The sequence below is a fragment of the Mucilaginibacter metallidurans genome (genome assembly GCF_003286435.2).
Taxonomy (GTDB): Bacteria; Bacteroidota; Bacteroidia; order Sphingobacteriales; family Sphingobacteriaceae; genus Mucilaginibacter; species Mucilaginibacter gossypii.
On the sequence record NZ_CP043449.1, the window covers coordinates 1527182 to 1551665 of the forward strand.

At 42.5% G+C, this 24484-nt stretch carries 18 protein-coding genes; 8 read left to right on the forward strand and 10 right to left on the reverse strand.

The genetic code is table 11. The features are described 5' to 3' along the window. Positions 1 to 136: 136 nt before the first annotated feature. The 6 genes from DIU38_RS06815 to DIU38_RS06840 form a co-directional block, all read right to left on the reverse strand. Positions 137 to 3274: an efflux RND transporter permease subunit gene (locus DIU38_RS06815; RefSeq protein ID WP_112654373.1), complete on the reverse strand. Its 3138-nt coding sequence runs from the start codon at positions 3272 to 3274 to the stop codon at positions 137 to 139. A gap of 69 nt (positions 3275 to 3343) precedes the next feature. Next, positions 3344 to 4447 carry an efflux RND transporter periplasmic adaptor subunit gene (locus tag DIU38_RS06820; RefSeq protein ID WP_223266271.1) on the reverse strand — a complete coding sequence of 368 codons (1104 nt, stop codon included), beginning with the start codon at positions 4445 to 4447 and terminating at the stop codon, positions 3344 to 3346. Between the two features lie 20 nt (positions 4448 to 4467). Further along, positions 4468 to 5742: a TolC family protein gene (locus tag DIU38_RS06825; RefSeq protein WP_112654372.1), complete on the reverse strand. Its 1275-nt coding sequence runs from the start codon at positions 5740 to 5742 to the stop codon at positions 4468 to 4470. A 253-nt stretch (positions 5743 to 5995) separates the two neighbouring features. Beyond that, positions 5996 to 6781, reverse strand: coding sequence for a nitrilase family protein (locus DIU38_RS06830; protein WP_091162596.1), 786 nt, complete (start codon positions 6779 to 6781; stop codon positions 5996 to 5998). A 176-nt stretch (positions 6782 to 6957) separates the two neighbouring features. Continuing rightward, positions 6958 to 8103 (reverse strand): methionine aminotransferase, encoded by a 1146-nt coding sequence (locus DIU38_RS06835; RefSeq protein WP_112654371.1) that lies wholly within the window; start codon positions 8101 to 8103, stop codon positions 6958 to 6960. A 196-nt stretch (positions 8104 to 8299) separates the two neighbouring features. Beyond that, complete coding sequence (locus DIU38_RS06840) at positions 8300 to 10456, reverse strand: FUSC family membrane protein (protein ID WP_112654370.1); 2157 nt, start codon at positions 10454 to 10456, stop codon at positions 8300 to 8302. Positions 10457 to 10730: 274 nt separating this feature from the next. On the opposite strand from DIU38_RS06840, the gene DIU38_RS06845 reads away from it, so the two are divergent. Next, positions 10731 to 13307, forward strand: coding sequence for a phosphoenolpyruvate carboxylase (locus DIU38_RS06845; protein WP_091162599.1), 2577 nt, complete (start codon positions 10731 to 10733; stop codon positions 13305 to 13307). Positions 13308 to 13616: 309 nt separating this feature from the next. Here the strand turns inward: DIU38_RS06845 and DIU38_RS06850 are convergent, their stop codons facing one another. From DIU38_RS06850 to DIU38_RS06865, 4 genes are all read right to left on the reverse strand, one after another. Beyond that, positions 13617 to 15167, reverse strand: coding sequence for an alpha-N-arabinofuranosidase (locus DIU38_RS06850; RefSeq protein WP_112654369.1), 1551 nt, complete (start codon positions 15165 to 15167; stop codon positions 13617 to 13619). A gap of 189 nt (positions 15168 to 15356) precedes the next feature. Then, complete coding sequence (locus DIU38_RS06855) at positions 15357 to 15941, reverse strand: TlpA family protein disulfide reductase (RefSeq protein ID WP_167516100.1); 585 nt, start codon at positions 15939 to 15941, stop codon at positions 15357 to 15359. A 60-nt stretch (positions 15942 to 16001) separates the two neighbouring features. Beyond that, a complete protein-coding gene (locus DIU38_RS06860) occupies positions 16002 to 16412 on the reverse strand; it encodes a DUF6691 family protein (RefSeq protein ID WP_112654367.1) in 411 nt (136 codons plus the stop codon). 1 nt (position 16413) lies between these two features. Further along, positions 16414 to 16974 carry a YeeE/YedE family protein gene (locus DIU38_RS06865; protein ID WP_112654366.1) on the reverse strand — a complete coding sequence of 187 codons (561 nt, stop codon included), beginning with the start codon at positions 16972 to 16974 and terminating at the stop codon, positions 16414 to 16416. A gap of 162 nt (positions 16975 to 17136) precedes the next feature. Between DIU38_RS06865 and DIU38_RS06870 the strand changes: the two genes are divergently transcribed. From DIU38_RS06870 to DIU38_RS06900, 7 genes are all read left to right on the forward strand, one after another. After that, a complete protein-coding gene (locus tag DIU38_RS06870; protein ID WP_149354050.1) occupies positions 17137 to 17502 on the forward strand; it encodes a hypothetical protein in 366 nt (121 codons plus the stop codon). A gap of 494 nt (positions 17503 to 17996) precedes the next feature. Further along, entirely contained in the window at positions 17997 to 18875 is an 879-nt protein-coding gene (locus DIU38_RS06875) for a transporter (RefSeq protein ID WP_112654364.1), read from the forward strand. 30 nt (positions 18876 to 18905) lie between these two features. Beyond that, complete coding sequence (locus tag DIU38_RS06880; protein WP_112654451.1) at positions 18906 to 20462, forward strand: phosphatase PAP2 family protein; 1557 nt, start codon at positions 18906 to 18908, stop codon at positions 20460 to 20462. 29 nt (positions 20463 to 20491) lie between these two features. Beyond that, a complete protein-coding gene (locus DIU38_RS06885; RefSeq protein ID WP_112654363.1) occupies positions 20492 to 21307 on the forward strand; it encodes a hypothetical protein in 816 nt (271 codons plus the stop codon). A gap of 101 nt (positions 21308 to 21408) precedes the next feature. Beyond that, positions 21409 to 22515 (forward strand): hypothetical protein, encoded by a 1107-nt coding sequence (locus DIU38_RS06890; protein ID WP_112654362.1) that lies wholly within the window; start codon positions 21409 to 21411, stop codon positions 22513 to 22515. A 93-nt stretch (positions 22516 to 22608) separates the two neighbouring features. Next, complete coding sequence (locus tag DIU38_RS06895; RefSeq protein WP_091162916.1) at positions 22609 to 23685, forward strand: hypothetical protein; 1077 nt, start codon at positions 22609 to 22611, stop codon at positions 23683 to 23685. Between the two features lie 201 nt (positions 23686 to 23886). Continuing rightward, positions 23887 to 24390, forward strand: coding sequence for a RidA family protein (locus tag DIU38_RS06900; RefSeq protein ID WP_223266270.1), 504 nt, complete (start codon positions 23887 to 23889; stop codon positions 24388 to 24390). Positions 24391 to 24484: the final 94 nt, after the last annotated feature.

Here is a 24484-nt window from a genome sequence, read left to right on the forward strand (position 1 = left end):
AAAGTTCCCTATTTTATTATTAGTGTAATAAATGGTCACTAAAAACAAATAGCGACGGGCATATCCCCATCGCTATTTGTTTTAGAATAACTAATTCGTGAAATTCGATTTAATTCGAAATAATTAGTGTTCAGTTTTATCCTTTTATCATACCTACTTTTTTCAGCAGTTTACGGTTTTCACGACGGTGTATTAAACGGTACACGATTGCGTAAATAATAGGTAATATCAATAAGGTTAGTATGGTAGATGTCACAAGCCCACCTATAACTACTATAGCCAACGGTTTCTGAGTTTCCGAACCAATACCGGTTGAGATAGCTGCCGGCATTAAACCAATGGCAGCCATCAGCGCGGTCATCACTACCGGGCGCACACGTGATATCACGCCTTGCATAATGGCCTCATCAAGGTGCATTTTTTCTTCAATATTTTTCTTGAACACCGAGATCAGGATCACACCGTTCTGTATACATACACCAAATAAGGCAATGAAACCAATACCTGCTGATATACTAAAGTTTGTATTAGTAATATGTAATGCTAAAATACCGCCTATCAACGCAAACGGCACGTTCAGGATAACCAACACTGCATCTTTAGCGTTACCGAAGGTGATGAACAGGATCAGGAATATCACCAGTAAACACACAGGCACTACGTGCGCTAACGTATTTGATGCCCTGATCTGGTTTTCAAACTCACCGTTCCAGGTAAATGAATATCCCTGGTCAAGTTTTACGGCGGCGCCGACTTTTTCCTGCGCTTCGGCTATGGTGCTACCTAAATCGCGGCCACGCACCGAGAATTTCACAGCGATGTAACGCATGTTATTGTCCCGGTAAATAAATGCGGGGCCAGTTAGTGTGGTGATTTTAGAAATCTCTTTAATCGCAATTTTTGAACCGTTTAATGTAGGTACCATCAGGTTCTCAATTTTGCTTTGAGTATCCCTGAATTGTTTTTGGTAACGGATCCGGATATCAAATTTACGTTCGCCTTCATAAAGCTGTGAGGCCGCTTTACCGCCTATGGCCATCTCAATAACCGAGTTGGCATCGGCAGTAGACACTCCGTAAAGTGCCATCTTGCGCTGATCAAGCTCGATGCGGAACTCCGGCTGACCAAGGTTGCGCAAGATCCCGAGATCTTCAACACCGTGGATCTTCTTGAGCACAGCCATTACCGAGTCGGCCTTCTGATCAAGCACCTGGAAATCGGGCCCGAATATTTTTACCGCCATAGATGCAGGTACACCTGCAACAGCCTCAGCTACGTTATCGATAATAGGCTGCGAATAGTTAAATACAATACCCGGAAACTGGCTCAGCTTTTTATCCATTTCGGCTATTAGCTCTTCCTGGCTGATGCTGCGTTTCCATTCTTTTTTTGGCAGCAGGTCAACCTGGATCTGTACGTTAAAGAAACCTTTCGGGTCGGTTCCGTCGTTGGTACGGCCCACTTGCGACAGGGTTTGTTTAACCTCGGGGAAGGTTGACAGGATCTGCCTCATTTTATCAGTTACCTTAACCGAACTTTCCAGCGATGTACTCATTGGCAGCTGCGCGGTTACCCACAGGGCGCCCTCGTTAAGCTGCGGAAGGAATTCCGAGCCTAAAAATTTAGCCGAAAAGAAGGTAACCGACATAAACGCTACCGCTACTATCAGGCTCAGCTTTTGATTACGGTATGTGTAACTAAACATACGGCGGATACCGTTTTCAAAGAATATTACTACCGGGTTATGTTTTTCCCTTACATCTTTGTTAAGCAAGATGCTTGACAAAGCTGGTACCAGCGTAAGGGTAAAGATTAATGCGCCAAGCAAAGCAAAACCCAAAGTGTAAGCCAGCGGAGAGAACATTTTGCCTTCAACCTTTTGGAAAGCGAAAATTGGTACCAAGCAGGTGAGGATGATAAGCTTGGAGAAGAAGATAGCTTTACCCATCTCGGCGCCGACATTTTTGAATAGGCCAAGTTTAGCCAACCCGTTGAATTTTTGCATCCCTACTTCCTTAGCCCGGTGATCCAGCGCCACAAAGATCCCTTCAACCATCACCACCGCACCATCTATGATGATACCAAAATCGACTGCACCCATAGAGAGCAGGTTGGCGCTCATTCCCTTTAATCGTAAACAGATGAAAGCAAACAATAATGCCAGCGGTATAATGATCGCAACAATGAGCGTTGTGCGCCAATCGGCCATAAACAAGAATACTATAACGGTTACCAATATGATACCCTCGCATAAATTATGGATCACCGTTTCGGTACAAAAATCCATCAGGTTGGTACGATCATAAAAGGTGGAGATCTTTACATCGGCAGGTAACACGCTTTTGTTGAGGTCGACAACTTTCTGGTTAATGAGCTTTAATACCTCGGCAGGGTTTTCACCTTTACGCATTACCACAATACCTTCAATAACGTCGTTGTTTTTATCCCGGCCCACCTGGCCTAAACGCGGTAAACCGCCTTCTTTAATCTCGGCAATATCACGGGCCAAAATCGGAACGTTATTAACGTTTTTGATAATAATATTCTGAATTTCTTCGATATTATTGATTAAGCCAATACCACGTACTACATAAGCCTGGTCGTTTTTTTCGATGATATCACCACCTACGTTAATGTTACTACGATTAAGGGCCGTGTAAACATCAAGTGAAGTAAGACCGTATTTTTGTAACAGCGAAGGGTTTACACTCACTTCATAAGTTTTTTCCTCGCCACCAAAACTGTTCACGTCAGCTACGCCGGGGATTGATTTAAACTGGCGGTCAAGCACCCAATCCTGTATAGCGGTAAGGTCATGTAAAGATTTGGTGTGGCTTTTTAGAGTGTAACGGAAAATTTCACCTGTTGGGCCGTATGGCGGTTCAACCTCGGGTTTAACCCCATCGGGCAAATCGGCATTGCCAAGTCGGCTTAATACCTGTTGGCGGGCAAACGCATCATCAACATCATCATCAAAAATAATACGGATGTATGATAAACCAAAAGACGATGTGGTACGGAGGTTAGCCTTTTTTTGCACCGAGTTTAAAACGGTTTCCATTGGTATGGTAACCATTTTTTCCATCTCTTCGGCACTGCGGCCCGGCCATTGGGCTATGATAATGATCTGTGTATTGGTAACGTCGGGAAAAGTCTCGATAGGGGTGTTGGTGTAACTCCACACACCCAATGCTACCAATACAAGTGTCATAAAAAACACAAAGTAACGGTGCCTGAGCGAGAAGTATATTATATTTTTGATGAACTTGTTCATTGTAGTCTTTGTATTTTAAAAACGTAAATGCCCTGGTTAAAACCTGGCAATTTTTGGTTTACCCACCTGTTAGTTGTTGCCGGCAATGGCATCATAAAAAAGCAGCTGGTTTTTTGAGATGATCTTATCACCGGCTTGCAAACCTGACGATATATAGGTGGTGTCTTCAACGGTTTTGATAACCGCTACCTGGCGTACCTTCAAATCGTCTTTACTGTTATAAACCACTACAAAGTTTTTGCTGTTGTCATAAACAACGGCTTTTGCTGGTATAGCAACCGACTGCGCTTTTTCACTGTTGGCTATTACCACACTGGTGAACATCTCCGGCTTAAGCAGCATGCCATCGTTGGGCAATACGATTTTAATCTTCAATACTTTGTTGTCCGGATCGAGCACAGAACTAACGGCGTCAACCTTGCCGGTAAAAACTTTATCGGGGTAGGCAATCGTAGTAACTTTGGCTGTATAACCTACTTTAACACGGCTAATGTCTGACTCAAACACGTTGGCCCAAATCCAAACATCTTTCATGTTGGATATAGTAAACATGCTGTTGTTATTATCCGGACGGATATAGCCGCCTGCTGTAATATTTTTTTCAACCACAAAACCGCTTTCAGGCGCTTTGATTACCAATGTACCGCCGGGGCTGGTATTACCGCCGCCGTTGATTGCAATCTGCTCTTTTACTTTGTTGTAGGCAGCTTCGGCTTTGTTGAAATTTTCTTTAGCCTCGGTGTAATCGCGCTCGCTTGAGATGCCGTTTTTGTAGAGGTATTCGGCCTGTTCAAGCTGACGTTTGTAAATAGCAAGGTCGGATTTTGACGAGCTAAGGTCGGTATAATTACCTGCAACATCGGCGCTGCGTACAATGGCGAGAGTTTGACCTTTGCTCACTTTATCGCCCAGTGAAACTTTTACATCCAACACCTGCCCGCTTGAAAAAGGAAATACTTTAACAACGGTGTTGTCATCATATGATACCTCGCCCGAAAGTGTAAGCTCATTTTTTATGGTAGCGATCCTGGCAGTATCGATTGTGATAATTTTAGCCATTGAATCACTAACAGTTACCTGTTTGTTTTCAACAGCAGGAGGTGTCTTGCCTTTGCAAGCGGCAAGTAGTAGCAAAGCTGAGATGCCGGAAAACAGCGTTTCTCTTTTCATCATAGTAAGTCTTAAAATGTTAGTCAGGATTTTATTACGGTAGTGCCAACAGCAAAATTGAGGTCGGCAATTGCTTTTTGCAGGTTGAATTGTTGTTGCAATATTTTTAATTTGGTGTCCTTATAGGTGTCAAAAAAGTCTACAAACTCCACAAGGCTTATCTGGCGCTGCTGGAAGCTCTTGAGCATTGCGCCAAACAGTTTATCGTACTGTTCATTAAAGGCGATTTGCTGGGTTGAGAACAGCTGCACGTTTAGCTTATACTGGTTAACAGCTGCAACTACATCATTTTTAAGCTGGAATTCATTTTGTTTCAGGGTGCTCTCCTGGCTTTTGATATTGTATTGTGCCGACTTAATATTGCCCTGGTTGCGGTTAAACAACGGTATCGGAAAACCAACTTGTAAGCCATAGTAATGACGGGCATAACTACTGTTTTGATCGTATGATACACCTAAAGTTACGTCAGGCACGGCAAGGGCTTTTTGATAAACAAGATTATGGGTAGCCGAATTTAATTGATACTGGTTCGATAAATAATCGGGCCTGTTGGTCATGGCTTGGCTAATGAGCGATTGCACATCAAGATCAACAGTTTCAACCGGCTTGTCATTTATGACAGGTTGAACAAATGTGGTTTCCTTTGTTTGCAACAATGTTTTAAGCTCTGTTTGCAGATCGTTGATCTGGCGGTTATTTTCAACCATATCATTTTGCAAACCGAACAAAAGGGCTTTCAAACGGATGAGGTCCTTCATTGAGGTATTACCTACATCAAATGATTTTTGAATAGCATTAACCAGTTCAGTGGCCGATTTAATTTCATTTTGATAAACTAATTGTTGCGCATTCAAGGAACCTAACTGGCTAAAATCAAGCTGCAGATTATAACGCAGGTTGCGCATCAAGTCATTAAAGGCGGCTTCCTGAACTTTAGCATCGTCTTCGGCTACTTTTACCTGTTTGCCGCGTTTGCCGGCAGTGGCAAACACCTGGTTTAACTGGACAAATATTTGTCCGCCTCCGTTTGAGTGGTTGAAAAATTTATTGGTGCTACCGTCATGGATATTCTGGTCGGTGCTTAACACAGGGTTGTCCCATAGTTTGGCTTGTTGAATGAGCGCCTTTGAGGCATCAACATTATACTTTTGGGCAAGCAGGCTTAGGTTATTTTCAATGAACTGTTTTTCAGCATCAGGGAAAGTGATCTTTAACGTATCTGTTTGTGCTTCGGCCTTTTGTGTTAATAAACTAAAAAATAACGGTGATATAAATAGCAGGGATTTTATAGTACGCATGTTTCCTTCTTCAATTCTACAGTACAAAAATTCAAAACGGTTATGAATTTTGTATGAAGTGAAAGAAAACTAATGGTAGAGGAACCTTGATTTTGTCTGAACCTGGATTTATGAGATTCTGTGGATTAACCGGATTTCATTTTCAATCAGATTGCCAATCGCCTATAGGATTATCTATCAAAATCGTAAATTTTTTTCAGGGCGTGACAATAAGAAAATCCGGTTAATCCTAAAAATCCCCCCAAATCCCGGTTCAGATATTGATTTCAAAATCATCCGCATCTTTTAAAAAAGGTAGTGCACGGCGCACTTTTTCAACCTCATCACCTATGATACTGAAAGTGTAAAGGTCTTCTTCATCACGTTTATAGTAAACTACCTTACCGTTAGGATCGATACAGGTGGAATCGCCGCTATGGTAAATTTCGTTTCCATCGTGGCCTACGCGGTTAACTGCTATGACGTACGACTGGTTTTCAACCGCACGGGCAGGTATCAGGGTACGCCAGTGCGCGGCACGGCGCTCGGGCCAGTTAGCAACCACAATGAGCAGATCGTAAGGATTGGCTTCTATATTACGCAGCCACACCGGGAAACGCAGGTCATAACAGATTACCGGGCAAATTTTCCAGCCGTTAAGTTCAACGAAAAGCTTTTTGGTACCGGCGGTGTAGGTATTATGTTCCTGGCCAAGTGCAAAAAGGTGACGTTTGTCGTAATGTTCATGACTGCCGTCAGGGCGCATCCAGATTAACCGGTTGTAGTACTTGCCACCTTCTTTAATAATAATGGTCCCGGTTATCACACAATCATATTGTTTGGCTATTTTTTCCATCCATTGCATGGTTTTGCCATTCATAGGCTCAGCCAATTCGGCGGCGTTCATGGTAAAACCCGTACTGAACATCTCGGGCAGTATGATGAGATCTGTTTTTTCGCGGATCCCTCCCGATAACCTGAGGGTAATATTCTGAAGATTTTTATCGGTATTTTCCCAAAAAAGGTAGCCTTGAAAAACAGTAATTTTAAGATTCTCCATAATATTTGGTTCATAGTTGATGGATCATGGATCATGGCAAAAATGCATGATGGTTGGTTGATCCATACGGATAAAACTTATACAATTTGGCTATGATCCATGAATTATAGACCATGATCCAAAATCAAACTTATGATCTGGCTATGATCCATGATCTATGGACCATTAACCAAAAATTAAACTCGAATTAACCTATCAACGGCTTTATCTAAAGTTTCTTGCCTTTTGGCGAAACAAAACCTTAACACATGGTGATCAATCCCCTTGCTGTAAAAGGCCGAAACAGGTATGGACGCTACCCCAAATTCCTTCGCCACACGGATAGAAAAGTCGGCATCTTTTTCGTCGGTAATAGCGCGGTAACTTACAGACTGAAAGTATGATCCTGAACATGGCAAAAGCTTAAAACGGCTTTGTTCAAGGCCTTTTCTGAAGTGGTCGCGTTTTTCCCTGAAAAATTCGGCCAGGCCAAGATAATTTTCTTCGTTTTTTAAATGCTCGGCGATTGCATACTGAATAGGAGTGTTTACGGCGAATACCAAAAACTGGTGAATTTTCCTGAACTCATTCATCAAATAAGCAGGCGCCATGCAATAGCCCACCTTCCAGCCCGTAGCATGAAAAGGCTTGCCAAACGATGCTACGATGAAGCTGCGCTGCTGCAGATCAGGGTAGCGGGCCATGCTGTGGTGGGTTTCGCCATCATAAATCAGGTGTTCATATACCTCATCGCTAAGGATCAGGATATCCTGGTTTTTTACCAGCGCGCTCAACTCGTCAATATCCTCCTTATGCAAAATGGTTGCGGTTGGATTATGAGGCGAGTTAAGGATGATCATTTTTGTTTTTTGGTTGATCAACCGCTTAACCATGTCCCATGCAATGCGGTAATTAGGAGGCTCAAGGGCAAGCGATTTTACAACGCCGCCCATCAGTTTTATGGCAGGGGCATAACAATCAAAAGCCGGCTCGAATATGATCACCTCATCGTTGGGGTGAATTACAGCGCTTATAGCTGTAAAAATGGCCTGTGTACCACCGGCAGTGATGGTGATCTCGGTTTCGGGGTTATAAACCGCGCCGTAAAGTTTTTCGGTTTTTTCGGCAATACGTTCTCTTAAAGCCATAACACCAGCCATGGGCGCATATTGATTATGACCCTCTTTCATGGCCTTATTTACAAGCGCTATCAGCTCGGGTGAACAGTCATAATCAGCAAAACCTTGCGATAGATTTATTGCACCCAACTCGCTGGCCAGGGCCGACATGACGGTAAATATGGTAGTTCCGGTTTGGGGTAATTTTGAAACAACAGGTATCATCAACGGCTAAAGTAGGGAAAAATCATTATGAACTTATCCCCATAACCGGGTATTTTTTGTATTTGGAAATATTTTAATTTATAGGTTTAAACATATTGCTGTGCCGTGATTTTTAGGATTAGAAGATTAACAGGATTTTTCGAATCGGGAAGATTACCCAACAAAGTCAATCTTATCCATCCTTAAATCCTAAAAATCATGGTTCAATGAGGATGCTGTCGGTAATCTTAGCTATATCGTAGCTGATTTTATTGATAAAACCCAATTGTTCTTTCATCAAAGCATCTTCGGGCTGGGGTACTGGCTTCTGGGCTTCGGGGTTAACAGGTGGAATTTTACCTATATTAAATTCAATATTTTCAGCATGTAATTTTTGACCGGTATCGTTCAAAACGGTTATACTTTTTTTGATGAGCTTCATGGCTTCAGGGTGTGCAACCGGGATTTCCTTTTTGCTTTGTGCCGATGCAATGGTAGCGATGTACGAGGAAAGGATATGGTTAAGCACCACAAATTTATGTACATCCTTAATTTTGCGCTGTTTGCTTTTAGGTTCTGATGTCATGCGCTCAAATGCGGCCGAAAGGTTGGCCGATTTTACATAAACCTCTTTACGCGCCAGTTTGTAGCTGGTAATACTGATCATTTTACCCGATATGCTCTCGGCAATGGTAACCAGGTAATTGATGTTGGCCACTAACACATCCCTAAGTGCTTCCTGGATCTGTTCAAATTCCCAGGTAGGGAATATCAGGTAACTGGCCACCAACGCGATAGTTGAGCCTATGACGGTATCCAAAATTCTTTCCTGGGCTACATTGAGCAATCCAACGCCCAGGAACTTGAACAATATAAGTACATAAGGCGTCATGAAAATTACGCTCACTACATAATTAAGGCGTTGAAAGCTGTAGGCACCCATCATAAAAATCACCAGGAAAATAAACTGCACGGTGACGTTAGGGATAAAGGTAAGTATGGCTATACCAATAACACCACCGCCAATAGTGCCTATTAAACGCTGGTAGTTTCGTTGTTTTGAAAGACTGAACCCAGGCTTCAATATTACAATGATGGTAAGCAGTACCCAATAGCTGTGATGGCCTAATGATACTAATTTAGCCGTGATAAAGCCTATCAAACATACCAATGCTACACGCAGGGCATGTTTGAATGCGCCGGATGCCAGCGTAAAGTTGTCGAAGAAAATATGCGGTGCAAAATCCTGGTGGGTAACAAAAGCCGAATACTCTACATCACCCTTGGGCTCGTTTAATGATTCGGCGGCTTTTGAACTGTAGTACTTATAGATATTGTTGATCCCCTCGCTAAGTGAACGCAGGTTTACCAGCACCTTTTTAAGCACCAGATTGCTGGTTTCCTGGTTGTTTTTTCCGATGGAGTCAATTTTTATTTTTAGTTTTTCCAGTTCGATATTAAAATCGGTGAGATGGCGGCGACGGGTATTTGATAATATAATGTAGGCTATATCATCAAGCTCATCGGCCATGTTATGGATAATACGGGCTATTTCGGTAAGTACACCAGTGTCTTTAAATTTTTCACGAATGTGGCTGTAATCATAGTGTGTGGCCATGATCTGTTCGTAAATATCAACAAGGTCCACAAAAGTAAGCACCAGGATTCTGCTTGGTGCTGTTGATTCGCGGGCCATGATGCGGCTTTTAAAAAGCAGTTCGCGCACGGCATCCTGGTGCTGGCTCACCTGGATCTGTTTGGAAACCAGCTTGCGGTAGTTTTCATCAATATCGGTATCCGACAAATAAAAATCGGCTTTGATGCGTAAAAAACGAGCTATATCGGTAACATTTTCGCCAAGGGCCTGCTGTGCCGCGCGGTAAGGGCGGATACCGAAAAACAATAAACTGAAGATCATATACCAAACGCCACCCGCTAAGATAGTTGCACTGTAACCCAATACCTCGGGAGCTGCCAGTGCCTTATCCATCATAAAGATCATGATCAGTAACGATGAAGTGCCTACGGATGCTGCCCTGTTGCCATAAACTGTAAACATGGAAAACAAAAAAGCGAAGAAGGTGATCTCGAAGCCAAGCGTAAATACATTGAGCCGGGCAAAACCGGTAATAGCAGCAACCAAAAACAAACACAGGTTACCGGCCGCCATAGCATTACGCTTGTGCGACACCGGGCCGGGAGTATCTATAACGCAGATACACAGTGCACCCAGTGAAAGTGTAAGGCCCAGATCAAACTTATCAAACTGCATTAGGAGCAGTGAGGGCAATAAAATGCCTATACAAATGCGGATCCCATCAGAAAAATATTGACTGTAAAAGAAACTTTTTATTTCCCTGGTGTTTATAGACATGGTAGCAGTAGCTTTGTAAATAACAGAACTATTATAAGCAATTTTGTTTGTTCAGCCTGTTTTTATTAAATATAATTTATTGGCCTAAAATGACGTTTCAAATTTACATAATTTTAATTTATGCATCTGTTTTTGATAAAAATGGCATTAATTGAAGATTTGTGTTAATAAATATTTGCTTTTTGATGAAATTAAATTAAAGATCAGTAAATTCACCCCCCGGAAAAGGCCAAAAGCTAAACCAATCAATTTTACCTCAATTTAATTTTTTACTATGTCGCCAACGTTAAAACTCAGCCAAAGAGAAGCAGCCTTCAATAACGAGGTTGTTACCCGATTTGAGTTATATAACAGTTTGTTTCAAACACTTCCGTTTTACCAGGTAAAGGATACAGGGATCTTATTACCGTTTTTTAGTTCACATTGTGAGAAAGGCGCTATCACCCATGATTCGCCGACAGATATTATCGAGTCGTTTTTTGAAAAGTATGTACCGGATATCGATCATCGCGAGCAGATTAACCGCATGTTCAGGTTTATTCAGTACATTGAACGGCAGGTAGTTTTATTTGACGCCATTGAAGATTCGTCATTTAATAAAATAGGTAAGTTTGATGACAGTGGTACCCTGCAAAGCTTGTTGCAGCATGCAGCCATCAGTGATGAAAGCCGGCAGGATATCAGTGAAAAATTAAAAGATTTTTCGTTACGCCTGGTGCTTACTGCTCACCCTACGCAGTTTTATCCAGGTACGGTGCTTGGCATCATGACGGATTTAATTGAAGCTGTAAAAACCAACGATATCAATAATATTGATGTATTGCTGCAGCAATTAGGTAAAACGCCATTCTTTAATAAAACATCGCCGACACCGGTTGATGAGGCTATCAGCCTTTCCTGGTTCCTGGAAAATATATTTTATCATGCCGTATCTGGGATCCAGTCAAAACTGGAAGAGGAGTTTGATATTGACGCTGCAAGCCGCCAGATATTGGAGCTGGGTTTTTGGCCGGGTGGCGACCGTGATGGTAATCCTAACGTAACAACTCAAACCACTAAAGAAGTTGCCAGCTTTTTAAGGCAGCGCCTGTTCAGGTGTTACTACCGCGATTTCAGGGTACTTAAACGCCGAATTACTTTCCGCGGTGTTGAGGAAGCCATGACTAAACTGGAAACGCTGTTTTATAAAAACGCTAATGAACAGTTAACCCCGGTTGATCTTCAAGGCGAACTATTGGAGCTGCTGCTTTCTATAAAAGAAGTTATCCTTCGCGACCACGATGGTTTGTTCGTGAATATTGTTGAGGATATGATCCAGAAGGTACGCCTTTTTGGATGTTATTTTGCAACACTTGATATCAGGCAGGATAGCCGTATTTTACGTAAGGTGTTTGAATATGGAACCCAAAATATTGACACAGGCGTAGCGGAAGGTTATTCGGAACTAAGCGAAGAAGATAAAATAAAGAGCATCACTTTTAAAGAGGCCGATTTTGTTTGTCCTAAAGAGGAAAAAGATGCTATGATCCACGATACACTGGATACCATCAGGTTGGTTAAGCAAATTCAACAGGGTAATGGTGAAAGGGCGTGCCAGCGTTTCATTATCAGTAACTGTCAGCGCGCTTCGGATATTTTGCAGTTGATTAACCTGTTTTTATGGAGTGGGTGGAAAAAAGACAGCTTAAGTATCGATTTTATGCCGCTGTTTGAAACCGTGAACGATCTGGAACATGCTGCAAGCATCATGGAACAATTATATACCCATCCGTTTTATGCCGAGCACCTGAAAAACAGGGGGAGCCAGCAAACTATTATGCTTGGCTTTTCGGATAGTACTAAGGATGGCGGTTACCTGATGGCTAACTGGTCGATATATAAAGCTAAAGTTGAGCTTACCGCGATGGCCCGCAAATACGGAATCCAGCTGGCGTTTTTTGATGGTAGGGGAGGGCCGCCTGCCCGCGGTGGTGGTAAAACACACCGTTTCTATGCATCGATGGGTAAAGAGATTGCTAACGAGCATATCCAGTTAACTATACAGGGGCAAACCGTTAGTTCGCAATATGGTTCGGTTGAAACTGCCCAATTTAATATGGAGCAACTGATCAACGCAGGTATTATCTCAGCATTGCACCCTAACCGTAACGATCTGCTGGATAACCGTCATAAGGAACTCATTCAGCAAATGGCCGATGTAAGCTACAAGCTGTTTATCGATCTGCGCGCACATCCGCTGTTTGTTGAATACCTCGAAAAATTCAGTCCGCTGAAATTATTGTCAAGGATTAATATCAGCAGCCGCCCAACCAAGCGTAATGCTGGGGCCCAATTAAAACTGGAAGATCTTAGGGCTATCAGTTTTGTAACTTCATGGAGCCAGTTAAAGCAAAGTATCCCCGGTTTTTATGGTGTGGGTACAGCACTTAAACAGGTTAAAGAAACCGGTGGCTGGGACGAGATTAAAGAGCTTTACCAAACATCAGGCTTCTTTAAAACTATGCTGGATAACTGTATGATGTCGATGTCGAAGTCAGACTTTAGGGTTACAGCGTACCTGGAACAGGATGAAAAATTTGGCGCCTTCTGGAAAATGCTTCGCGATGAGTTTATTCTTACCCGCGAAATGCTTCTTGAACTAACCGGCAGCACCGTACTGATGGAAGAATATCCGGTTGAACGTCGTTCTATCGCTATTCGCGAAAAAATAGTATTACCGCTGGTGATCATTCAGCACTACGCCCTGCAATGTATCAATTATGAAAAGGATACCGAGCTTAATGATGTTTATAACAAGCTGGTGATCCGTACGGTTTACGGTATTGTAAATGCCGGGCGCAATTTGGCTTAAGAGTTTATTGTTTTAATTATATCCCCATCCACCTGTTAGCAATAGCAGGTGGATTTTTTTTTGATTTAATTATATGATCATGATGGGATGCGTCAAAAGCTTTCAAAGGTTTTGACATTTAGTCTGAAAAGCCTTTGCCCTCAAACTTTAAGAAAAAACCGGGAGGCATTATAAAGTTAAAAGCAGAATACGTAAGCTTAAAACTAATAGGTTGATTATTCGTGTTTGTTCAATTGCTGTATATGTAATAAAAAAAGACCGCATCATTTGTATTTGATGCAGCCTCTTTTGTATTTAGGGGAAAGGATTTTATTTCAATTCGAGTGTTACGATTGATTTGGCAGGCAGACTTACTACCAGTTTGTCACCGTCTTTCTTAGCACCCGTAAAAGCGTTCAGGTGGATTTTATCAGCATCTTTAAATGTATTAACATCAGTTAACTTAGCCGAGGTTAATACCTGCCCACTAACGGTTTGCCATTTTATATCGCTAAGGCCGGTTGTAATGGTAATAGTATTGTGCGGATCAAGGTTAACTAATGAGATGTGTACCTTGCCGGCCGCATCCTGCGAAGCAGATGCATTTACAGCTTCAATTTTTTTGCCGTCAACTTCATAATCAGGCACGCTCAACTTAATGGGCAGATATTTGGCATCCTGGTGCACCTTATACATATCAAACACGTGGTATGTAGGGGTGAGCACCATTTTTTCTTTATCAGTTAATATCAATGCCTGCAGCACATTAATGGTTTGTGCAAGTGCAGCCATTTTAACACGGCCGCTATGGTTGTTAAATATGTTTAGCGTTGTGCCCGCTATTAAAGCATCGCGCAAGCTGTTTTGTTGATAAAGAAAACCCGGGTTTGTTCCTGGTTCAGGATCAGTCCAAACGCCCCACTCATCAACAACAAGGGCCACTTTTTTTTCAGGGTCATATTTGTCCATAATGGCCGAATGTTTGGTAACCAGCTCTTCCATTTTAAGGCAGTTTACCATAGTGCTGAAGTATTCTTTTTCGTCAAAGTTAGTTGCCGAACCTTTTTTGCCCCAATTACCTGTTGGTATGGTATAATAATGCAACGATAAACCAGCCATCATACCGCTCGAGATGTTTTTCATACAAACTTCTGTCCAACGGTAATCATCAGAGTTTGGTCCGCTGGCTATTTTTTTCAGTTTAGCACCTGGGTAATCCTTGGCAAATGATGCATAGCGTTTAAACAGGTCGGAGTAATATTCAGGTGTCATATTGCCGCCACAGCCCCAGCTCTCGTTGCCCACACCCCAATAAGTTACTTTGTAGGGTGCCGGGTGTCCATTCTTTTTACGCAATTGCACTACAGTACTGCTACTGTTTGAGTTTAAGTATTCAATCCACTTCGACATTTCATCAACCGTACCGCTGCCTACGTTACCTGCTATATAAGGCTCACAGCCCAACAAGTCGCAGAGTTCCAGGAATTCATGTGTACCAAAGCTATTATCTTCGGTAATGCCGCCCCAGTTGGTATTTACCATACGTGGGCGTGCAGTTGCGGGGCCGATGCCATCGCGCCAGTGATACTCGTCGGCAAAGCACCCGCCGGGCCAGCGCAGGTTAGGGATCTTTATCTTTTTAAGGGCATCAACAATGTCAAGCCTGATGCGGTCCTGCTTTTTTACAGGGAGGGTTTTATCAACCCAGAAACCTCCATAAATGCCATGACCGAGGTGCTCGGCAAACTGGCCGTAAATGTGCTTGCTAATGGTTGTTTTTGAATCGGTACTGATATTAAGTGTACCTGTTTGCCCGAAGGATGCCGAGCTCAATAAAGACAAAGCGATAACGCCGAGTTGTAAAAACGGGTTCTTTTTCATTGAAACTTAGGATTTAACTGATTGTGCAGTAAAGAAAAGAAAATTTTTCGAATAAGTGTTAAAAGAACAATAAAAATATCTGAACCATGATTAGCTCGATTAATGGATTATCTTGAATTATAAGCATAATTGAATAAAACCGGTGGTTAGCCTTTAAGGAAAGTATTATCAGGAAATCCTTTAATCAAGCTAATCAAGGTTCCTCATAAACTTTTCAAATTCCTCACTGCTATAATCTGCCGCGCCGGAGTGTTTATAAATAAGCTTGCCCTCTTTATCAAACACGAGGGTAGTAGGGATAGTTCCACCTAATAAAGTGCCGGGTACATTGCTATCTTGTAAATATAAAGGTAAGTCGTACCTGTTTTTAAGCATAAAAGCTTTGGCTTTAGGCAGATCGTTATCTACATCAACCAAAAGAAAGGCTACTTTTGGATCGTTCCTGAATTTTTTGTAGAGTTCATTTATTTTAGGCATTTCTGCGATGCAGGGAGGGCACCAGGTAGCCCAGTAGTTTATAAATACCACTTTAGATTTTAAGGTACTTAATGATGTGGCATTACCTGCTGCGTCTTTAAACTGGATATCCGGTACATTGGCAACATTTTCTTGATGCTTAACGTACCCCCGGGGATCGGGCTGGAAAAAACCCAGCGACATGAGGCCCCTGATCAGATAACCTTTTGCATTTGGGTTAAAAATTACCAACAACGCCAATGCCATAATGAGGATGCTGAAAATATTTGAAACCGGGATCTTTTTTTGTTGGATCATAAAGTGATATTTAAGGGTCTGTAAATATTTCGCTGCTTTGCACCTTTGCATGAAATTAATTTAATGTGGTAATTTTTCTCTGAGCAAGCCATAAACCCATGTCCCCAAAATAGCGCTTAAAAGCGTAACTGAAGTAACCAAAAAGCCGCTTCCAATCTGCGCAAACAGCGGACCAGGGCAGGCGCCTGTAATTGCCCAGCCTAAGCCAAATATCAGCCCGCCATATACATTGCCCCAGCTAAATTTTTTGTCGGGGATAACGATTGCATCGCCGGCAAGGGTTTTGATCTTAAAATGTTTAATAATCATAACGGAGATCATCCCTACAATAATAGCACTGCCAATGATACCATACATATGAAACGATTGCAGCCTGAACATTTCCTGAATCTTGAACCAGGAGATCACCTCCGATTTTACCAGCATTATGCCAAAAAGCAGGCCTGCAAACAAATATTTAATGTTTTGCATATTATAAACGTAAAAGGTAAGGTAAAATAAACCAGCTCATGATGAAACCTCCTGCCATAAAACAGCAGGTTGCCACCAGCGATGGCCATTGCAGGTTCGAGATTCCCATGATAGCGTGGCCGGATGTGCAGCCGTTGGCATACCTGGTGCCAAAGCCCACTAAAAAGCCCCCTGCCACCATGAAAATAAAACCCCTTAAGGTAAGCAGTTCACCAAAACTGAAGATATCCCTTGGTAATAAACCATTAAAATCTTTAACTCCCTGTTGTTGCAGCAATGCATGGGTTTGCGGATTGATATTAACCGGATGATTAGCAGAAAGATATTGTGCAGCCAGAAAGCCGCCCAAAACAATGCCGACTACAAAAAACACGTTCCAGCTTTCTTTTTTCCAATCATACTTAAAAAAGGATATATTGGCTGGAATACATGCCGCACAGATGTGCTTCAGTGATGACGAGATACCAAAAGTTTTATTCCCGATAATAAGCAGGGCTGGTATAATAAGGCCTATTAGCGGACCGGATACATACCAGGGCCAGGGTTGAGTTATCAGATCCATAGTTTACGGGTTAATACCCGCAAATATATCTAATGTGAATTGGCAAAATCCTAATCAGGCTGGCTTTTAATTGTAATTGATACAATTTTACTTTTTATTTGTTTTAACAATATTGTTACATATATTTACTGGCAATTATATACCCTAACAAAATTTCTTTTGGTGAAGAAGCTTATAGCGATACTTTTATTAAACGTACATCTGTTCAATTTGGGCGGATACAGTTTAGTATTTGAGTATTTTATTCACCGGTCCGAAGTGCAAATTGTTAAGCAGATCTATGAAAATAAGGTTGACGCTACCAAACTTGTTGAGATCAAGATCCCTGTACATCTTCCAAAAATTCACAGTTGGGATGGTTATGTCCGCGATCAGGGGCAATTGCAGTTAAAAGGGGTATACTACAACTATCTGCGGTATAAAGTTACACAGGATACCATGTCATTTATTTGTATAGCCAATAGTGTTAAAACCCGTTTGGTTAATGCAAACCTCATTATTGCCAAAGAAATAAACGATGTGCCTTAAGTAAAAAGGGACATGATTCATCGCAAAAAAAGATAAACGCCGGGGCGAATACAGCTTCCAGGTTATGCATTACCAATTCTTATCTTACGGAAGGACATTAAAGGTAAAACCACGCCCTATAGCCTACCATGTAAATTCACCCTTCATCGAGTCACCCGGCAAACCTCCAAACATTGCCTGCTGATTATTGCCTGTAAATTATGAGTTAAATTGATTTGTGTGCCTGTACTTTAAGGGACACAAAGGTTTTTTATCATTTTGTTGTTTGAATCTGCACATCATCTGTGCTGCTAATTTTAGATACAACAATTTCATTTACGGCTTTGATCATGCTCTTTAATGCTGAGATATTATCAACAATCGGTGGTTAAGCGATTTCAGTTGATAATGTTGATCCGGCTTTTGTTTTACCATTTTTTTATACCCTTTATTTAAACGTAATGAAATTTATGTCGCTGTATTTTTACAGATGTTGTATTGTAGTTTCTTTTTTAATGGCTGTTGCACAATGTGCCAAAGCCCAAACCGATGCTGATGCATTGATGATCCCTAAAAATTATTTTTGTGCCGCCGCAGTATATACCCATGGGAGTTGGGACCATTACTGGGAAGGTACTTTTAAACGGGATAATCCAAATTTGGGTACTGTGAGTACAAATGTTTACAGCCTGGGTGGTAATTACGGTCTTTCAAACCGGATCAACCTGCTATTCATGGTTCCTTATGTAACTACCAACGCTTCGGCCGGTACTTTAAGAGGCGAAAAGTCATTTCAGGACCTTATGGTTTCGTTTAAATGGATGGCCGTAAAAGAGGAGATAGGCAGTGGTTTATTTAGCGTTCATGCTATAGCTACGGGTTCATTGCCTTTAGCCAATTATCAAGCCGATTTTTTGCCTTTATCTGTAGGTTTGCATAGCAAAAGCGTAGCATTACGCGCCTTGCTTAACTATCAAACAGGCAGATTCTTCGTGGCAGGCTCAGGTCAGTACATTCGCCGCGATAATATTACTATCGACAGAAATTCATACTACACTACCGAAATGCATTACACCAATGAGGTGCAGTTACCAAACGCTACCAACGTTATGTTTAGCAGCGGCTACCGCAGCCTCAAATTTAATGCCGAGGCCACTTTTACAAAGATTACAAGTACAAGCGGCTTTGATATCCGTAAAAACGATATGCCTTTTCCAAGTAACCGCATGAATAGCACAGCTGTTGGTTTAATATTGAAATACAGTTTCCAGTCCATCAGCGGACTTGAGTTTACTGCAGGCGGTAACTATGTTTTAAACGGACGTAATGTAGGCCAAACCCGGTCGGGATTTGCAGGTGTGTACTATGTGTTTAGCACCAAAAAGGAGAAGTAATTAGCAGTTGGATAATCAATGATCAATGAAATGAAAAAAACGATACTTAATATATTTACAATTACAGCGTTGGCAGCGGCAACGTTTAGTTCGTGCAGGAAAGATATTTTAGACCGCACTGCGTTATACCCGGCGCTTAAACCCTCAAATCTTGACCTTACTGCCGATACCTGGAACCCCGTGCTGGTTAAAGATTTTAGTGTGTTGAACGTAGCCGCGCCTGATGCTGTTACATCACCGGCCTATGTAGCCGATCTGAACGAGATCAAAGGATTACAGAAAAACCTGACCAGTGATCAGCAGTCAAAGATCCAATATTGGAGCGCGGGCTCTGTATTAAGATGGAATGAGATTTTGCGCGAACTGGTAGCCAAACATAATATACCACCATACCAGAACCCTGATGGTACTTATCCGGCTCCAAGTTCTACCAATCCGTTTAATTACCCTGAATTTCCGTTTTCAAACCCTCCTTATGCTGCACGTGCCTACGCTTATGTAAGTGCTGCACAATATGATGCGCTGATAGCTGCATGGCATTTCAAAAACGTTTATAAGCGTACGGCGCCATATAAAAACGACTCGGGTGTTAAAGCACTGATCCCGGCATCCGAACTGCCTTCATACCCAAGCGAGGACGCGGTAGTATCTGGTGCGACATCTGAGATCATGAAATTATTATTCCCTGCGGATGTGGCCTATATACAACAAAAGGTTGATGAAGAAAGATTGTACAGGATGGCATCAGGAGCTAATACCCGTGGCGAATTTGCTGCCGGCGAATCGTTAGGCAGGCAGGTAGCTGCCATATTTGCCACCCGCGCCCGTAATGATGGTGCAGGCAAAGCAGGCGGTTCTCCCGCTATCTGGAAAAGCTTTGAAACCATCACCGCTGCAAAAGGCGAGCAATTTTGGGTGAGCCTGGAAACCCCCAAAAGGCCACCGATGCTGCCGTTGTTTTCAAAAGTTACGCCTTTCTTGTTCGATTCGACTACCGTAGCTGCAATCAGGCCCGCGGCTCCCTACGCAACAAATTCGGCCGAGTTTAAAAAAGAAACAGAAGAAGTATTGTCATTCAGTAAAGACCACAGCCGCGATCATGAAGAGCTGGTTGCTTTCTGGGCCGATGGTGCCGGTACTTATACGCCTACAGGTCACTGGAATGCTATTGCAGCTGATGAATTTGTAAAACAAAATTACAGCGAAGTACGCTGGGCACGTAACTTTGCGTTGTTGAACATGGCCCAAATGGATGCCGCTATTGTATGTTGGGATACTAAATATTTTTACTTTAACCAGCGCCCGTCGCAGGCTAACCCAAATATCAAAACATTAACCGGGGTGCCAAATTTTCCGGCGTATACGTCAGGTCACTCTAACTTTAGCGGTTCGGCTGCTACTGTACTAACCTATTTGCTGCCCGATAGAGGGAGTAAGTTCACCGATATGGCGCATGCGGCGGCTATGTCGAGGTTGTACGGGGCTATTCACTATCGGAGCGACTGCGAAGTTGGTTTGGTAACCGGAAATAAAGTTGGCCAGTATGCAGTTAACAGAGGTAAGGCTGATGGGGCAGACGCAAAATAACAGGATGTTGAATTGAGGACGAATAAACAATGCGCAGCTTAACAAACGATCAGAAAATATATCACACGCTTCGGCTCGCGGTAGCTATGTGCTTTATAGGGCACGGTTGCTTTGGTATTATCACCAAACAAATCTGGTGTAACTACTTTGGTGTTTTCGGCATAGGTAAAGAAATGGCCTATACACTGATGCCTTATGTAGGTACCGTGGATATATTAATGGGCATTTCCATGCTGGTTTATCCAACCCGTGCCATAGCTGCATGGCTGGTGGTTTGGGGACTGGCTACTGCATCTATGCGCCCACTGTCGGGCGAACCTTTTGCCGAGTTCATTGAACGTGCCGGCAACTATGGTGCACCGTTTGCTTTACTGTTGGTACAGGGAGGGTTCCCATTAGGTAAAAAACAATGGTTTGCCCATATGGATGATAATGTTAGTATCAATGCCGAAACCCTGGCTAAAGTTATTACCTGGTTAAGGGTATTTGCATTTTTGCTGCTAATAGGCCATGGCTGGCTCAACCTTATCCAAAAGCAAGGTTTATTAAGTCAATACCATACGCTTGGTTTTGCTGAGCCGGCTAAAACGGCCCAGTTTGTTGGCTTGTTTGAAGTGTTGGCTGCGTTAACAGTGCTTATTCGTCCTTTTAAAAATATACTCCTCGTTTTTATTATATGGAAAATATCCAGCGAGCTCTTTTATCCAAAATACGAAATGTTTGAGTGGGTAGAACGCGGCGGGAGCTATGGTGTATTGCTGGCCTTGTGGTTTGCGGTTAAAAAAGCACCGGCTGGTTATATTCTCTGGCCTTTTAAACATACATCACATTTAAGAGCAAGTTAATCCATCAAAACATAAAAAAGTTTATTGAACAGGGTAAAAAGTTACCCTGCTTTGCAAATATATTAACTAAACAATTGCACAAAAACACTTTTAATAATACTATGAAAAAACTGGTACTGAAATTTATTGGCGTTACAACGGTTATCCTATTTACAACCTTTGCCAAGGTAAATGCGCAAGGTTGTGTCGCCATTAGAAGCACAGGCGGTTTATGCACTATGGATGAACATCCCGATAGTGTTTCCAACAATGGCAGCTGGTTGTTAAACAGCAATAACCGTTACTTTCGCTCGTATAAACACTTTGTTGGTACCAAGGAGCAAAAACAACGAATTCAACAAGGAACCAACGTTATTAATCATTCCTATACGCAGGATTTAACTTTAACCCGCATATTTAATAATAGGTGGTCGTTTGCTGTTGATTTACCTATAGTTGATAACAGCCGTTCATCATTATATGAGCATGGAGGTAAGGAGCGTTTGGAAACTCATTCCTTTGGTTTGGGCGATGTACGTTTAACCGCTTACGCCTGGTTGCTAAACCCAGCAAAAGCCCGCCGCGGAAATATCCAGGTCGGTTTGGGTTTAAAACTGCCAACCGGAAACTACAACTATCAGGATTATTTTTATCATACAGCTGCCAACGATGGCAAAACGCTGGGCCCGGTTGATCAATCCATTCAGTTGGGTGACGGCGGAACCGGTATCACCACCGAGATCAATACCTATTACAATTTTACACACAGGTTTGGCCTATACGGCGGGTTTTACTATCTCATCAGTCCAAGGGAGCAAAATGGTGTATCATCGGCCCGTGGCGGTACACCAAGTGCCAAAGCGGTTGCCAACGGCAGCGATGTTATGAGCGTGCCCGACCAGGTAATGATCCGCGGCGGTGCAAGCTACGGTGTCAGCAAGTTTGATTTTTCGGCCGGTGTACGTTATGAATGTTTGCCCGTGCATGATCTTGTAGGGGGGAGCAATGGCTTCCGCAGGCCCGGATATATCATCTCTGCCGAGCCGGGTGTTACTTACCGTGTTAAATCATTTTCAATTTACGCTTTTGTACCTGTAGCATTAAAACGCGACCGCACGCAAAGCGTACCGGATAAAATTACAACCAACTTAACAGGAACTTATACTCAGGGCGATGCCGCATTTGCCGATTATGCCATCAACGTGGGGATAACTTTTAGAATTAAATAGAAAATTGTTTTGGTTGATTTTAAAGCCGGCATTGAGACCCCGGCTTTATTCAACCACTGCTTACAAGTTGCAATTACATTTAAACAACATATTATGAAACATACTTTACAATTTCTCTTTTGCGTAGCGACGTGCCTGCTGCTTACCTATAACCGTGTACACGCGCAAGGCTGCGTTGCTATTAAAGGAGATGGCCCATTCAGTAACATGGAACATACTACGCAGGATACTTCATACAAAGGTTGGGAGCTTACCGCTTCATGGCGTTATTTTAAATCGTTTCGCCACTTTAAAGGTAGCGACGAGCAGAAGCAACGCCTGGTGATAGGTAACGAGGTGATCAACCATCAACATACTTTTGATCTAAATCTTACCCGTAATTTTAACCAGTATTGGTCAGTATCTGTTGGTGTACCTTATCTTGTTAACACCCGCTCTTCATTATATGAGCACGGCGGTAAAGAGCGCCATAATTCATACTCGCAGGGTATTGGCGATGCCCGCATCGTTGTTAACAGGTGGTTGTTTGATAGCCGTAAAACCAGGGGAAATATCCAGGTTGGTTTAGGTATCAAGTTGCCTACCGGCGATTTTAATTATAAATCACATTTTTACAACGTCATCCCTTCCGAGCGCCCTGTTGATCAATCCATTCAGTTAGGGGATGGCGGTTTGGGTATCATTGCCGAAGCAAACGGTTACCTGGGTTTTGGCAGCGGCTTTAGCGGGTATAGTAACCTGTATTATATGAGCAACCCGCGCAATACCAACGGTACCCGCACTTATCGTGAAACTTTGAGCGCAACACTGGCCAACGAAGCTATTTCAAGTGTGCCCGATCAGTACCTGGCCCGTTTAGGTGTTAATTATACCATAGCGCATGTGTTCACTATATCAGCTGGTGGCCGTATTGAGGGGATCCCCGTTCATGACCTGATAGGTAAAAGCGACGCTTTCCGCCGTCCGGGTTATATCATTTCTGCAGAGCCTGCCCTGAGCTACGCATTTAAAAGGGTAAATATCTTTGCCAGCGTGCCCATCGCCCTGAAGCGCGACCGCACACAAAGTGTTACTGATAAAGAAAATTCGATAGCCACCGGTAAATACGTTATCGGCGACGCGGCATTTGCCGATTATGCTATCAATTTTGGAGTGTCGTTTAAATTTTGAGATTATATATACTACTTAGTTGATTTGGTGAAGCCGGGAGTGAGATCCCCGGCTTTTTTATTTTATTGGCACTAATTTTTCTAATTGAATCGAATTACACGAATAGTATAAATGCATTAAATAATTGGTTGTATTACCTGTAATTCGTGTAATTCGAATAAATTCTCTCCAATAGACAGCATTCGTGTAAAATTATTTTTTATGGATACTTTTTTACTTAAAAACAATAGTTTTACGTTCATGAACACTCCCGAAGAAAACTTTGCAGCGCTGGGTTTAAACCTGCCGCCTGCACCAAAACCACTTGGCGTTTATAAACCATGTTTAGTTGATGGCAAATATTTATACCTGTCGGGCCATGGTCCGGTACAGGATGATGCTTCGCTGATTATTGGCCGCATTGGTGAAACAGTAAGCCAGGAAGATGGTAAGCTTGCCGCGCAACAGGTTGGTTTAACTATGCTTGCTACCATTAAAGCCAACATCGGCAGTTTCAATAAGATAAAACGTGTTATAAAAGTGCTGGGTATGGTTAACTGTACACCCGAATTTGAAAAGCACCCATTTATCATAAATGGCGCCAGCGAACTTTTTGCCAAAATTTGGGGCGAGGAGAACGGCATAGGCGTACGCAGCGCGGTGGGTATGGGCTCATTACCTGATAATATCCCTGTTGAGATTGAAGCTCTGTTTGAATTAGAATAAAATAATTCGATATCGTTTTTTGTAGAGACGCATAATTGCGTCTCCCTTTTGCAGAGGCACTATGCAGACGGCTTTGGATGTTCGGAGTCGCAAT

What these genes read in the sequence shown, in the direction of transcription:
- DIU38_RS06815 (WP_112654373.1), bottom strand. Translation starts at nt 3,274, where the DNA reads ATGAACAAGTTCATCAAAAATATAATATACTTCTCGCTCAGGCACCGT.
- DIU38_RS06820 (WP_223266271.1), bottom strand. Translation starts at nt 4,447, where the DNA reads ATGATGAAAAGAGAAACGCTGTTTTCCGGCATCTCAGCTTTGCTACTA.
- DIU38_RS06825 (WP_112654372.1), bottom strand. Translation starts at nt 5,742, where the DNA reads ATGCGTACTATAAAATCCCTGCTATTTATATCACCGTTATTTTTTAGT.
- DIU38_RS06830 (WP_091162596.1), bottom strand. Translation starts at nt 6,781, where the DNA reads ATGGAGAATCTTAAAATTACTGTTTTTCAAGGCTACCTTTTTTGGGAA.
- DIU38_RS06835 (WP_112654371.1), bottom strand. Translation starts at nt 8,103, where the DNA reads ATGATACCTGTTGTTTCAAAATTACCCCAAACCGGAACTACCATATTT.
- DIU38_RS06840 (WP_112654370.1), bottom strand. Translation starts at nt 10,456, where the DNA reads ATGTCTATAAACACCAGGGAAATAAAAAGTTTCTTTTACAGTCAATAT.
- DIU38_RS06845 (WP_091162599.1), top strand. Translation starts at nt 10,731, where the DNA reads ATGTCGCCAACGTTAAAACTCAGCCAAAGAGAAGCAGCCTTCAATAAC.
- DIU38_RS06850 (WP_112654369.1), bottom strand. Translation starts at nt 15,167, where the DNA reads ATGAAAAAGAACCCGTTTTTACAACTCGGCGTTATCGCTTTGTCTTTA.
- DIU38_RS06855 (WP_167516100.1), bottom strand. Translation starts at nt 15,941, where the DNA reads ATGATCCAACAAAAAAAGATCCCGGTTTCAAATATTTTCAGCATCCTC.
- DIU38_RS06860 (WP_112654367.1), bottom strand. Translation starts at nt 16,412, where the DNA reads ATGCAAAACATTAAATATTTGTTTGCAGGCCTGCTTTTTGGCATAATG.
- DIU38_RS06865 (WP_112654366.1), bottom strand. Translation starts at nt 16,974, where the DNA reads ATGGATCTGATAACTCAACCCTGGCCCTGGTATGTATCCGGTCCGCTA.
- DIU38_RS06875 (WP_112654364.1), top strand. Translation starts at nt 17,997, where the DNA reads ATGGCTGTTGCACAATGTGCCAAAGCCCAAACCGATGCTGATGCATTG.
- DIU38_RS06880 (WP_112654451.1), top strand. Translation starts at nt 18,906, where the DNA reads ATGAAAAAAACGATACTTAATATATTTACAATTACAGCGTTGGCAGCG.
- DIU38_RS06885 (WP_112654363.1), top strand. Translation starts at nt 20,492, where the DNA reads ATGCGCAGCTTAACAAACGATCAGAAAATATATCACACGCTTCGGCTC.
- DIU38_RS06890 (WP_112654362.1), top strand. Translation starts at nt 21,409, where the DNA reads ATGAAAAAACTGGTACTGAAATTTATTGGCGTTACAACGGTTATCCTA.
- DIU38_RS06895 (WP_091162916.1), top strand. Translation starts at nt 22,609, where the DNA reads ATGAAACATACTTTACAATTTCTCTTTTGCGTAGCGACGTGCCTGCTG.
- DIU38_RS06900 (WP_223266270.1), top strand. Translation starts at nt 23,887, where the DNA reads ATGGATACTTTTTTACTTAAAAACAATAGTTTTACGTTCATGAACACT.